Origin of the sequence: Arthrobacter sp. ISL-69, assembly GCF_018613775.1 — a bacterium.
GTDB lineage: Bacteria > Actinomycetota > Actinomycetes > Actinomycetales > Micrococcaceae > Arthrobacter.
Window position 1 is genome coordinate 30486 of sequence record NZ_JAGGPO010000030.1, and the last position, 12892, is coordinate 43377.

General features: G+C 66.8%; 12 protein-coding genes. 7 read left to right on the forward strand and 5 right to left on the reverse strand.

Annotated features, from left to right (window positions below):
• Positions 1-2: 2 nt before the first annotated feature.
• The 4 genes from J7I79_RS19730 to J7I79_RS19745 all read right to left on the reverse strand — a co-directional run bounded on the left by J7I79_RS19730 (position 3) and on the right by J7I79_RS19745 (position 3679).
• The gene (locus tag J7I79_RS19730; RefSeq protein ID WP_104173808.1) at positions 3-1001 is read right to left on the reverse strand and encodes a 1-phosphofructokinase family hexose kinase; all 999 of its coding nucleotides are present in this window, start codon (positions 999-1001) and stop codon (positions 3-5) included.
• The gene (locus J7I79_RS19735) at positions 998-1807 is read right to left on the reverse strand and encodes a DeoR/GlpR family DNA-binding transcription regulator (protein WP_104173807.1); all 810 of its coding nucleotides are present in this window, start codon (positions 1805-1807) and stop codon (positions 998-1000) included. Before J7I79_RS19735 ends, J7I79_RS19730 begins: the two co-directional genes overlap by 4 nt.
• A gap of 260 nt (positions 1808-2067) precedes the next feature.
• On the reverse strand, positions 2068-2325 hold the full coding sequence (locus J7I79_RS19740) for a DUF6458 family protein (RefSeq protein WP_214956179.1): 258 nt from the start codon (positions 2323-2325) through the stop codon (positions 2068-2070).
• Between the two features lie 115 nt (positions 2326-2440).
• Positions 2441-3679 (reverse strand): NAD(P)/FAD-dependent oxidoreductase, encoded by a 1239-nt coding sequence (locus J7I79_RS19745; RefSeq protein WP_214956181.1) that lies wholly within the window; start codon positions 3677-3679, stop codon positions 2441-2443.
• Positions 3680-3786: 107 nt separating this feature from the next.
• On the opposite strand from J7I79_RS19745, the gene J7I79_RS19750 reads away from it, so the two are divergent.
• From J7I79_RS19750 to J7I79_RS19775, 6 genes are all read left to right on the forward strand, one after another.
• On the forward strand, positions 3787-4290 hold the full coding sequence (locus J7I79_RS19750) for a MarR family winged helix-turn-helix transcriptional regulator (RefSeq protein ID WP_214956183.1): 504 nt from the start codon (positions 3787-3789) through the stop codon (positions 4288-4290).
• A 138-nt stretch (positions 4291-4428) separates the two neighbouring features.
• A complete protein-coding gene (locus J7I79_RS19755; RefSeq protein ID WP_214956185.1) occupies positions 4429-5649 on the forward strand; it encodes a beta-ketoacyl synthase in 1221 nt (406 codons plus the stop codon).
• A gap of 70 nt (positions 5650-5719) precedes the next feature.
• Complete coding sequence (locus tag J7I79_RS19760; RefSeq protein WP_214956187.1) at positions 5720-6337, forward strand: alpha/beta hydrolase; 618 nt, start codon at positions 5720-5722, stop codon at positions 6335-6337.
• Positions 6338-6494: 157 nt separating this feature from the next.
• Positions 6495-7523 carry a LacI family DNA-binding transcriptional regulator gene (locus tag J7I79_RS19765; protein ID WP_214956188.1) on the forward strand — a complete coding sequence of 343 codons (1029 nt, stop codon included), beginning with the start codon at positions 6495-6497 and terminating at the stop codon, positions 7521-7523.
• 143 nt (positions 7524-7666) lie between these two features.
• A complete protein-coding gene (locus tag J7I79_RS19770; RefSeq protein ID WP_251043051.1) occupies positions 7667-8452 on the forward strand; it encodes an HAD family phosphatase in 786 nt (261 codons plus the stop codon).
• Positions 8453-8507: 55 nt separating this feature from the next.
• Positions 8508-10883 (forward strand): glycoside hydrolase family 65 protein, encoded by a 2376-nt coding sequence (locus J7I79_RS19775; protein WP_214956190.1) that lies wholly within the window; start codon positions 8508-8510, stop codon positions 10881-10883.
• Between the two features lie 43 nt (positions 10884-10926).
• On the opposite strand, the gene J7I79_RS19780 is transcribed toward J7I79_RS19775, so the two are convergent.
• On the reverse strand, positions 10927-12225 hold the full coding sequence (locus J7I79_RS19780; RefSeq protein WP_214956192.1) for an MFS transporter: 1299 nt from the start codon (positions 12223-12225) through the stop codon (positions 10927-10929).
• Positions 12226-12299: 74 nt separating this feature from the next.
• On the opposite strand from J7I79_RS19780, the gene J7I79_RS19785 reads away from it, so the two are divergent.
• A complete protein-coding gene (locus tag J7I79_RS19785) occupies positions 12300-12890 on the forward strand; it encodes a hypothetical protein (RefSeq protein WP_214956193.1) in 591 nt (196 codons plus the stop codon).
• Positions 12891-12892: the final 2 nt, after the last annotated feature.

The window sequence follows — 12892 nt, forward strand, 5'->3', positions numbered from 1 at the left end:
TGTCAGTCCTTCCGGAGGGCCGTGATGGTTACGGCATCAGGGGTGGTTTGGTGGACCGCCGGAACTGTGGAGCCCGGCAGGGAGGCGGCGGCGGCACCATGTGCCACGGCCTGACGGAGGCAGTCGGCCGGGGCGGCGCCCAGGCTGGAGGCGAGCAGGTAGCCGGCAAGGGACGAATCGCCCGCGCCGACCGTGCTGACCGCTTTGACCGGCGGATGCGTGGCCAGCCACGCGCCGTCGGACGTCACAAGTACCGCACCCTTGGAACCGAGCGTTGCCAGCACGGCACCTACACCGGAACGCACGACGGCGGCGGCGGCTGCCGCGGCAGCCTCCGGATCCGCTTCAAGTTCGTCAGCGGTGGACGCCGTGGCGAAACCGGCTGCGGCAGCCAGTTCGGCCAGTTCTTCGGCGTTGGGTTTAAGGAGGTCCGGCATGCCTGACGCGTCGCCCGAGAGGGCGGCGGCCAGCGGTGCGCCGGACGAGTCGACGGCGATGCGCGGGGTCGACTGCTGTGTGCCGTTGCCGGCATTGGTGGAGCGGAGCCGCCGGGTAACGGTGGCATAGAAATCGGCCGGGACCCCGGGTGGGAGCGAGCCGGCGAGGACAACCCAGCTGGCACCGCGGGAGCGCTCCAGCAGCAGCCCGATCAGGGCCTCCTGCTGGTCTTCGCTCAATACCGGGCCGGGTTCGTTGATCTTGGTGGTGACGCCGTCAGGCTCCGTCAGCGCCACGTTGGTGCGCAGCGGTTCGTGGATGGCGAGGGCGGCGAAGGGGACGCCGCTGTCACGGAGTCCCGCCAGGACGGGATCGGAGTCGCCGCCCGGGAGGACGGCCACTGTCTCCAGGCCGGAGGCCACCAGTGCGCGGGAGACGTTAACACCCTTCCCGCCGGACTCCTGGCTAACGGAGGTCGCCCGCTGCACCTCGCCGCGCAGCAGCGGCGAGGGCAGTGACACGGTGCGGTCAAGGCTCGGGTTCGCGGTGAGGGTGACAATCACGCGATCACCACGTCCACGCCGGCGTCAGCAAGCGCCGCTGCCAGTTCCGGGCTGGGTTCACTGTCTGTAATCAAGGTGTCCAGATCTTTCAACGAGGCGAACTGGACCAGCGTTTCCGCATCCAGCTTGGACGAATCGGCCAGCACCACGATGCGGCGTGCCGATTGGACGAAGGCAGCCTTGACGGCTGCTTCTTCAGGATCGGGCGTGCTCAGCCCGAAGGCCGAGTGAACTCCGTTGGCGCCGATGAAGGCAATGTCCGGACGGATCCGGTGGGCTGCCTCCACGGTGGACTGCCCTACGGCAGCCTGGGTGAGTCCGCGGACCCTGCCGCCCAGGAGATGGAGGGCGATGCCTGGCTCACCGGCAAGTTTCGCGGCGATGGGGATCGCATGCGTGATGACCACGAGTTCGTTCTCCGAACCGGAGTCCGGGGCAGCGGAGGGGTCGGAGAGGCGCAGGGCGATCAGGTCCGCCAGGGCTTCGGTGGTCGAGCCGGCGTCCACCAGGATGCTTCCGGCCGGGTTTTGCGGGATGAACGCCAGGGCGGCCTCGGCAATGCGCAGTTTTTCCGGCTGCCGCTGCACGGTCCGTTCCAGGATGCTTTCCTCGGTGGTGCTGATCCGGTCCGGGGCGACCGCGCCGCCGTGGACCCGGCGCACGGTACCGGCTGACTCCAGCGCGGCAAGGTCGCGCCGGACGGTCTCGGTGGTGATGTTGAAGCGCTCGGCAAGGGCGGTGACGCTGGCCCGGCCGCTTTCGGCGACAAGACCCGCGATCAGCTGTTGGCGCTCCTCGGCGAACACTTACCCTCCATTGCGTAAAACTGCGGTAGTTCCGGGACTGACTGGAGTCACCGGCTTGCAGTGACTGCCATCACATGGTGTTGAATTGTTTGACTTTATCTTTGTTCATGTTGGTTTGTCAATGAAAACAACATGAACACAGATGGGTTTCTTTGGGAAAGCCGGAAGCCGGGCCGGACCGTGATGGTCTGGCCCGGCTTCCGGGATGTCCAATTGCGGTTCGCCTGTGTCCGTGGACAGTGGCGGCCGGAGGGTCATGGCTAGATGCCGCCGTCCCGGCTCTCGTTGCGGACGATGCGTTCGCCCGTGTTCGGGTCCACTACGGACCGGGTTTCACTCACCCGGCGGCTGCGGCCGGGCGATGCCAGGACCAGCGAGGCGATCAGGCCTATGACGCCCACGGCCATGAGGATGTAGCCGATCAGGGTTTGGTCCACGTAGGGGATCAGGCCGGGGGTAATGGCCCACGCCAGGATGGCACCGATGGCGATAAGGAAAATGGAGGAACCGATTCTCATGACTTGCTCCTAGCTGTCCGGGGGACGTGCGGGCAAACTTGATCAGCATGCTGACTAGCGACAGGCTACAGGCCGCCTCCCGCTGATTCAATGAACCGGGCCGGGGGTGTCCGTTTCAAGATCGGAAGTCCGCGCTCGACGCCGGTTCCCACTCAATGTGGTGGCCGTAGACCCAGTCGAAGTTATCCGCGGCCTTCCGGGACAGCGAACGGAACACGGCCCTGAGCATGAAGTCCTCGAAGACCCGCTTGAACTGCCCCCGAATCTTCGGGGCTGCGTTGCGCCTTCCCCACTCCACCACTGCCTCCGCCCTTGCGCGGCGCTCGCTCTCGTAGCGGCCAAAGGCCTGTTCGAGGGTGGCCGTGTCGGTCCGGGCAGTGGCGCCGAGAAGGGCGCGCCCGAGTGTCACTGCGTCCTCGATCGCCATCGAAGCACCCTGCCCGGACGACGGCGAGGCGGCATGGGCAGCGTCCCCCACCAGCACCATGCGGCCGCGGTACCAGCGGGGAATGCTGGGGAAATCGTAGGTGCGGTAGGGCCGGATGATGTCGCTTGTGGCTGCGATGATGGCCGCCATCGGCGTGCGGTCACCGGAGGCCAGGCCGGCCAGCCAGTCCTTCAGTTCGGCCGGTGAAAGCTGCGAAGGGTCCTCCGAGGACCGCTGCAGCGGGTTGGCGAACCACCACGTCCGGCCCTGGGGATCACGCATGTAGCAGTAGAAGCACCTCTTGCCGAAGACCATCTTCATTCGTCCGGTTTCGGGAAACACCGTCCCCTCCGGAAGCATTCCTGCCGGGACAATTCCGCCGGTGTTGAGCAGGGGAATGCTGCGGGGTTCGGGAGCGGTGGGGTCAATCACGGTGCGGACAGCCGAGCGCAGCCCGTCCGCCCCGACCAGCAGGTCGCCCCTCGCATATGTGCCGTCTGCAAACACGGCGGTGACTGACTCTGCCGCCTCTTCCACCGATGCGAGGCGCTTTCCGTGTTCGATGCAGACGCCCCGCCTCGCAGCCTCCGTCCGCAGCAGCCCGTATAGCTCGGAGCGGGTCAGTGTCCGGGCGGTGGTCCCATCCGGCAGCGAGCCGCCGTAGTCGAAGTCGGCCAGATGCCGCCCGGTGCTGCCCAGGTGCATGGACATCGTCGGGGTGCTGAAGCCGAGTCCGCTGGCGCCTTGTTTGAGGCTGAGGGTGTCCAGTGCGTCGAAGCCGTTGACAGCGACGGTGAGGAAGCCGCCGACGCCGTCAGACGCGGCGCCGTATGCCTCATAGACGACGGCGGTGTGGCCTGCCTTGGCAAGGGAGAGGGCTGTGGCAAGCCCTGCGATTCCGGAGCCGATAACCATGCAATGCAACATCTGGGATACCTCCGTAAACTATTTCGTTCGGTCGAAAGAAATATATTCCCAGGGCCGCTAAGAGTCAATCCTTTCGGTTTTGCGAAAGACTTTGTTAACCTCGGACTATGGACCAAACCCGGATGAGTCAACGCGAAGCATTGCTGCAAGCCGTCTACGACTCAGGCAGGGAGCTGTCCACGGCCTCGGTTATGTTCCATGCCAAGCTCTCCGAACTCCGCGGGCTCTCGGCGACCGAAGGCAAGGCGATCGACATCCTGCTGCGGTTCGGCCCCATGACGGCCGGGGAATTTGGCGAGCACTCCGGGCTCGCACCGGCCTCCGTCACGGGGCTCATGCAGAGGCTGGAGAGCAAGGGGGTGGCCAGACGGGTCCGCCATGCCGGGGACAAGCGCAAAGTCCTCATCGAGTTGGTGGGCGACCAGCCGGCCGCGGCCGCCCCGCATTTCGCGGACTTCATGGCGGGACTGGCGGCATTACTTGAGGGCTACAGCGATGATGAACTCCGGGTGATCGCCGATTTTTCCAGCAAAGCGGCCCGGATCCAACAGGAAGCTGCAGGCCGCCTCGGCCAGGCCTCCCGCAACGATGAGGCCCCGGCCCCGTCGTAACAACCCGGCGGCAGCGCGGCTGCCGCGGCGTGGGCCATTAGCCTTGATACGTACGCGGAGCCCATCCCGGTTCCTCCGTGGCTCCCCCTTGGCGGACGCCACTTGCCTCCCGGCGTACTCACAGAAATATGGTTACCGATGTCTGAAGTTTCCCCCACCGTTGTAGTCACCGGCCTGGGAGCAGTCACTCCCGTCGGTTCGACGGCCGGCGATACCTGGTCTGCGCTGCTGGCCGGACGCACCGGAATCTCGGCCCTCGGCGAGGACTGGGCCGGTGGGCTGCCTGTCCGTATGGCAGGGCGCGTCACCGCCGATGTGCCCTCGCTGCTGTCCACTTTGGAGTACAAGAGGATGGACCGTTGCGGCCACCTTGCGCTCATCGCCGCGCGGGAGGCGTGGGCACATGCCGGCCGGCCGGAAACTGACCCGGAACGGCTCGCCGTCGTGATCGGCTCCGGTTACGGAGGCCTGGACACCACGCTGGAGCAGACCCGGACGCTGGACGGAAAGGGGCCGCGCAGGGTTTCCCCGCACACCCTCACCCGGATCATGACCAACGGTCCCTCTGCCTGGGTCTCGATTGATGTTGGAGCCCGCGGCGGGGCGCGGACTCCCGTCAGCGCCTGCGCCTCCGGGGCTGAAGCCATTTCCCAGGCAGCCGACATGATCCGGAGCGGCGCCGCCGACGTAGTGATCGCCGGCGGGGTGGACTCCTGCATCAACGGGCTGACCATCAGCGGTTTCGCGCAGATAAGGGCGCTCTCCACCCGCAACGACAGCCCGCAGGCCGCATCCCGCCCCTTCGACCGTGACCGCGACGGCTTTGTCATGGCCGAGGGCGCCGGGATCGTGGTGCTGGAACGCGAAGACCATGCCCGTTCCCGAGGTGCCGAAATCCTCGGCGTCATCGCAGGCAGCGCCGTCACCTCAGACGCCGTGGACATCGTGGCGGCAGACCCCGCCATGCAGCGCCGTGTCCTGCAGAAGGCCATTGCCGCCGCCGGCCTCACCGGAGATGACATCGGGTTCGTCCACGCCCACGCCACGTCCACCCCTGTAGGGGACCGGCTCGAAGCGGAGGCCATCGGCGCCGTCGTCGGGCATTCCGTTCCCGTCACGTCCACCAAATCCCTCACCGGGCACCTGCTGGGCGGGGCCGGAGCGCTGGGTGCCATCGTCACCATCCAGGCGTTGCGTACGGGCACAGTCCCCGGGACCCTCAACCTTGAAAACCCGGATCCGGACATCCACCTCAACATCGTTTCGGAGACAACCGGGGGACTGGCGGCGAAGGCCGGCATTTCCAACGCGTTCGGATTCGGCGGACACAGCACCTCCCTGGTGATCACGGCGGGCTGAGTTGCGCCGGCTGAGTTGCGCCGGGTGCGCCCCGCCTCGTGAGCACCGCCGGCAAAGTTAGGCTGTTTCGATGGAGACAGTCGTGTGGTCCAAGCCGGAGAACCAGCGCGCCGGAACGCCGCTGCTGGTGATGATGCACGGTTACGGAACGGACGAGGTGCGCATGTCGGACCTCTTCGGCCTGTTGCCGACCGATTTCACCTGCGCGGCCCTTCGCGCCCCCAAGGTGATCGGCGACGACTACGGCTGGTTCCTGCTGGACTATTTCCTGACCCATGACTTCGCAGACGTCATTTCCGTCAGCAACAAGGTGTTCGACTGGATCAACTCGGTCAAGGGGCAGCACAGCAGCGTCAGCCTGCTGGGCTTCTCGCAGGGCATGGCCATGGCCAGCACGCTGCTGCGGCTGCGGCCGCACGACTTCCGGGCCGTCGTGGGCCTTTCCGGATTCGTCCTGGACAACGAACTGCTGGCCATGAGCGAATCGTTCGACACCAAACCGCCGTTCTTCTGGGGCCGGGACAAGGCCGACCTGGTCATCAATGACGACGCCGTCGAGCACACCCAAGAATGGCTGGAGCGCAACACGCAAGTGACGGCACGGACCTACCCGGGCATGGGCCACACCATTTCCAAGGCCGAAATGGTGGATGTGGGCGCCTTCCTGCGCCACTACGTGCTGCGCTAAGGCACGAGTTACAGCCTTCCCTGCCCTGGGATTCCCGTAAGAATCCGCACACAGAAGAAAAACCAGTTGCGCGCTAAATTTGTAAGCGCTTACACTCTTCTTCGGCCATGTACCGGGCCCAGGACTTCAGGAGAAGAAAGGGCTGAGCCCGTGTTGCATGGCTAAAGCACCGCGCGTGACCATCCAGGACGTTGCCGCATTGTCGGGGCTGTCCATCTGTACCGTTTCCCGTGCGCTGCGTGGGCTCCCCAACGTTTCCGAAACCGCCCAGCTGAAGGTGGCGGATGCCGCCACGAAGCTCGGCTACAAGGCATCCTCCGCGGCGTCGCGCCTGGCCGGCGGAATCACGGGGTCCGTGGCCATCATCGCGCCCACTGCCACCGCCTGGTTCTTCGCCCAGGCCGTCGAAGCGGCCGAGGAAGTCTTTGCGGACAGCGGCTTCGACACCGTCCTCATCAGCCTGCGGAACACCCCGAGCGTGCACCGCAAGGTGTTCGGAGACCTGGACGCCCTGTCCCAGCGCGTGGACGGCGTCCTGCTCCTCAACATCGCCGTCGGCGACGACGAAATCGAAGCCCTGGCCTCCTCCGGTCTGGCCGTTGCGAGCGTGGGCATGCACAACGTCCCTTGGGACAACGTGGGCATCGACAACGAGGACGCGGCCTGGAAAGCCACCAACCACCTGCTGGGGCTTGGCCACTGGGACCTGGCCATCCTGTCCGGACGCGAACCAGGAGCGCGCTCGGTGGTCACGGCCAGGGACCGCCTTAACGGCTTCCGGCGGGCCCTTGCCGAGCATGACCTGACCGTTGATCCTGATCTGGTGATGGACGCCGGCTCGAGCATTGAAGGCGGCCGCCGTGCCATGACGGAGCTCATCGAAAACCGCCGAATGCCTTCCGCGATCTTTGCCGGTTGCGACGAGACGGCCTTCGGCGCCCTCATGGCTTTACGGGACCTCGGTTTGTCAGCGCCCAAAAACGTGTCCATCATAGGAATAGACGATCATCAGATGAGCTGGTTCCTGGGCCTGAGCACAATGGCCCAGCCGGTAGCCGATCAGGGCGCCTTTGCAGCCAACCTGCTGATTGAGGGACTCCAACGTCCGGGGCCGCTGACCGCCCCCGCCAGCCATGTGCTGGATACCAAGCTGATTGAACGCAAGAGCACGCGACGAAAACGCTGAGCGTAAACGCCAAGCACATGCATTCCCGGGCATCGACGCCCGACTCCGCCCTCCGGCCGTCGCCGGACGGTCCGCTCCGTAACAAACCCTGCAGTATCCACGCACGTCCCCTGCACGCCGTCTGAAAGGACACCGAGTACCGCATGACTGAGCTCTCCAAAAGCACCGCCGCAGGCACCAGTACTGCCGGCAACAGCGCCGCCAGCAACGGCAGCAGCCGCGGCTGGACCGGCGCTTCCGCCATCCTCTTCGACCTCGACGGCGTGCTCACCCCCACGGCGATTGTCCACGAGCGCGCCTGGCAGGAGCTTTTCGACGGCTACCTGCAGGCTGTTCCCGGAGCGGACGGCTACCGCGAAAGCGACTACTTCGACCACATCGACGGCAAGCCCCGGTTCGACGGCGTCCGGGACTTCCTCGCGTCGCGCAGCATTGTGCTGCCCGAGGGCCCCGCGGATGACGACCCGGCCAACGACACGGTCCATGGCCTCGGCAACCGCAAGAACAAGGTCTTCAACGACATCGTCGAATCCGGCGGCGTGGCACCGTACGAAGGCTCGGTGCGCTTCCTGGCAGCCGCGGAGGCGCTGGGGCTCAAGGTCGCCGTCGTCTCCTCCTCACGGAACGCCCCGGCGGTACTGCTGGCAGCGGGACTGGCGGACCACTTCCCGGTGGTGGTGGACGGCGTCGTGGCAGCGGCCGCAGGCCTGCCCGGCAAGCCCAGCCCCGCGACCTACGAGTACGCCGCGCAACTGCTGGACCTGCCCAGCGACGAGTGCGTCGTGGTGGAGGACGCCGTGTCCGGCGTCCAGGCCGGAAGCGCCGGGAGCTTCCACTCGGTGATCGGCGTGGACAGGGGAGCCGGCCGCCAGACGCTGCTGGACGCCGGCGCCACACTCGTGGTCGACGACCTGAACGAACTCCTCTAACCCGGCCAGCCCCCACCCCCGAACCTGCACAACGCCAAAAGGAACCCCAACAGCCATGGCACTCATCACCTCTGACCGCGCCCGTTTCCCGAACGACCCCTGGCAGCTCGTGGAGACCGTCCACTTGCCCGGAAATGCCGGAACCCTGGAGACGCTCTTCAGCCTGGGCAACGGCCATCTCGGCATCCGCGGCGCCCACTGGGCCGCCGCGGACGCAGACCTTCCCGGCAGCTTCATCAATGGCTTCCACGAAACCTGGGACATTAAGCACGCAGAGAATGCCTTCGGTTTCGCCCGCACGGGCCAGCGGATCCTCTACATTCCGGACGTCAACAACTTCACGGTGATCATCGACGGCGAGACGCTGAGCCTCAGCGAATCAACGGTGCTGGACTACCGCCGGTCCGTGGACTTCGCCACCGGGATCTACGAATGCCGGATCACCTGGGAGTGCCGTTCCGGCGCCACCGTGACCACCACGGAGCGCCGGGCCGTGGGCTACCAGTCCCGCGGCACCATGGGCGTCACCCTCGAAGTGGCGCCCGACCGGGACGTGTACGCGGATGTGACATCCTCGGTGATCAACCGCCAGGACCAGCCGGTGGAGGACCACTCCACGCACGATCCGCGGCGCGCCGGACGGCACGCCGGGCGCGTCCTGCTGCCGGTACGGCTCGACGGCGGCGACGGCTCGCTGCGCCTGTCCTGGGAAGCAGCGGAGTCGCGTCAGCGTGTTGGCCTGGCCGTGGACCACTGGACGTCGGCCGAAGTGCAGCCTTTCGAGACCCTGGTGGACCAGGATGACAGCAGCGTCCGGTACGTGCTGGCCGTGAGCGAGGACCGGCCCTTCCGCCTGGAGAAGAGCGCCAGTTACGCCGTGGCGCGGGCCTTCCGCGAGGGAGTGGTAGACGGCGGCTCGGCGCAGGATCCGTCCGAAGCAGCCGAGAGCGCCCTGCAGCCCGTCAGCGCCATCTTCGCCGAGAGCGAGACGTACTACCGGGACTACTGGGCCACCACGGACATCGTGGTGGGAGGCCAGCCCGAGCTGCAGCAGGCCATCCGGTGGAACCTTTTCCAGCTGGCCCAGGCCACCGCCCGCGCGGACGTTGCCGGCATCCCGGCCAAGGGTGTCAGCGGCTCCGGCTACGACGGGCACTACTTCTGGGACCAGGAGGTGTACCTGATGCCGTACCTGACCTACACCAACCCGGACAACGCGCGCCAGGTGCTGGAGTTCCGGCACGAGATGCTGCCGGACGCCAAGGTGCGCGCCAAGGAACTCAGCGTGGACGGCGCGCTGTTCCCGTGGCGCACCATCAACGGGCTCGAAGCCAGCGCCTACTACGCCGCCGGCACCGCGCAGTTCCACATCGCCGCCGCCGTCGCTTTCGCCACCAACAGGTACATGTGGGCCAGCGGCGACGCGGACTTCAATCACGGCATGGGCTCGGAGCTGCTGATCGAAACCGCCCGGATGTGGGTCTCCCTCGGCTTCTTCGGCAAGGACGGGCTCTTTCACATTCACGGCGTAACCGGCCCGGACGAGTACACGGCTGTGGTCAACGACAACCTCTACACAAACGTCATGGCCCGGTTCAACCTGCGCGCCGCCGCGGCGCTTGACCACCCGGGGATCGACGACGCCGAACGCGAGCTCTGGGAGCAGGCCGCCAACCGGATGCAGCTGCCCTACGACGAAGACCTCGAGGTGTATTCGCAGGACAACGACTTCATGACGCTGGAGCCGTGGGACTGGACTACGCCCCGGTCCAAGTACCCGCTGCTGCTGAACTACCACCCGCTGGTGATCTACCGGCACCAGGTGCTGAAGCAGGCAGATACCGTGCTGGCGATGTTCCTGCAGTGGCAGGACTTCACGGCCGAGGAGAAGCGGCGGGCGTTCGACTTCTACGATCCGATCACCACCGGCGACTCCACCCTGTCCGCCTGCGTCCAGGGAATCATGGCCGCCGAGGTGGGCTACGGGAAGGCCGCGCTGGACCACTTCACCCACGCGCTCTTCATCGACCTCGACGACACCCACGGCAACACCATCGACGGCGTGCACATCGCCTCCACCGGCGGCGTCTGGAGTTCGCTGGTCAGCGGCTTTGCGGGCCTTCGCGACCAGGGCGACGTTCCGTACTTCGACCCGAGGCTGCCTGTCGAATGGGAGGGGCTCTCCTTCCACCTCAAGGTGCAGGGACGCCTGCTGTTCGTTGAGCTGGACCAGGGGTCCATCGGCCTCAGCATCCGGGAGGGCGAACCCCTGGACGTCAACGTCCGCGGCGATGTTCTCACCGTGGGCAGCGACGTTGCCCGGGTGCCGCTGGCCCCTGTCGGCGCCCCGGAGCCCACCGTTTTCCCGAGCGGCCCTCCGACGTCGTCCATCCCGATCGTCCGCGCCCACACGTACGCGGGCCAGAGCTAAAAGCGGCCGGAGCAATCCCGTGGCCGGACCGTGGACAGCCCGCCTAAGGGCTGTCCACGGGCGCCGGATTTTCTGAACTGCTGTCCAGCGGATGCGAGAGCTCGTCGGACGGCATCCGGGCAACGATCATGGCCACAACCGCCATGATGGGGCACACGCCGCCAGCCACCAGGAAGATCACCCACGTGGGCACCACTGCCGCGGCGGGTCCGGCCAGGGCCATCGAGATGGGCATCAGGGCCAGGGACACGAAGAAGTCCAGGCTGGAGACGCGGCCCAGCAAGTGCGGGGGGACGCGGCGCTGGAGGAGCGTCCCCCAGATGACCATTCCGGTGCCACCGGTGGCACCGAAGATAAACAGCGCCGCCGCAACCATCCAGAAGCTGTCCATGATCCCGATGGCGGCGAGCGGCAGGCTGCCGGCACCCCACGAGACCATCATCACCGTGAGGTAGCGGCGTGGCAGCGGGAAGGACGCCGTGGCCAGGGAAGCGCCCGCCCCGCCCACGCCCATCACAGCCAGCAGGAAACCGAACATGCGGGAATCGCCGCCCAGTTGGTCGCGGACGACGAACGGCAGCAGCACCTCGATGGGCCCGATCAGGAACAGCACCGAGATGCAGGCCCAAAGCAGTGTCCACAGCAGCCACGGCGTGCGGACGGTGTAGCTGACACCTTCGCGGAGGTCGTGGAAGAAGGATGTCTTGGCCCGTTCCGGGGCGGGCCCGCCGTCGGCGCCGGGAGCGTCCAGGGCGTGCTGGCCGAGGAAATTGAGGATGATGAAGGCGAGCAGGTGGCATGCCGCCACACCCGTGACGGCGTGCGAGGGGGACAGCGCGGCCACCAGGATACCGGCGACGGCGGGACCGGCTGCCTGTTGCAGGATGGGCCTCATGGTCCCCTCCATGCCGTTGGCCGCCAGCAGGTCCTCCCGCGGCAGAATCCTGGGCAGGATGGCCGAGTATGCCGGGAAGAAGAAAGCCGCCCCCACGCCCAGCACGAAAGCGCCGATCACCAGGTGCCACAGCTGCAGCCAGCCCGCCAGGGCCAGCCCGCTGATGCCGGCGATCACGGCGAGGTTGGTGCCTTCGACGGCGATGATCAGGAGCCTTTGGGGCACGCGGTCCGCGGCGATCCCGCCGGCCAGCACGAATGCCACCAGCCCCACGCTGCCCGCGGTGGCCACGAGGGACAGCTCCAGCGGGCCGCCGCCGAGGTGGATGACCTGGTAGACCATGGCAACGGCCCACATTCCGGAACCGAAAATCGAAACGGCCAGCGCCGCGATCAGCACGCGGTACTCACGGTGCACAAAGGGCCGGAGGGCTCTGGGGGCGGGCATAGGGCTAAGTCTAGGCCTGCTCCGCCCGGCCGCGCCGCCGCTACGGTCGGCCGCCGCCGGGCTAGGCTCTGCCCATGGGGAACAGTCCGGCCGGCACGTGGCGCCGCAGCATGGCATTCATCGGCAATAACCCGGGACTGGCGCTGCATCCGGTAAACCGCGACGGTGTCCACGTCCCCGGCGAGCCCGCCAGCTGCTTCGCCTCCTTCTGGATGGCCGAGTGGTCCAAGTGGGGCAGCGGAAACGCCCTGCTGATCGCCACACGCCAAGGCTGGCGGAGCTACGGCACCAACGGCTACTTCGCCGAGAACCTGGCCAGTGAACTGACCCGTTATTTTCCGGAAGCCGCCCGCTTCCCGCTGACTGAAATCACCCACACCCAGGACGAGTTCGACGTCGAACTGGACATCGGCCGCGGCTTCCGGGCTGTGGGGCGGAAGGCGGAGCTGGAGATCAGCGGCGTCCTGGACCGCCGCCAGTTCTCGGCGCCGGATTTCCAGCTCGGTGAAAGCAGCGCTGCCCTGAGCAACGTATACCTTCCGTGCAGCGCCGGGCGGCTGTCGGAGTTCGGGGTGGAATGGCCCGGCTCACCGGCGGTGTACCCGGGACCCCGGGGGCCGTCGTCGTCCGCGTATATTGCCGTGGCCGAATCCTGGCTGATGTAGCG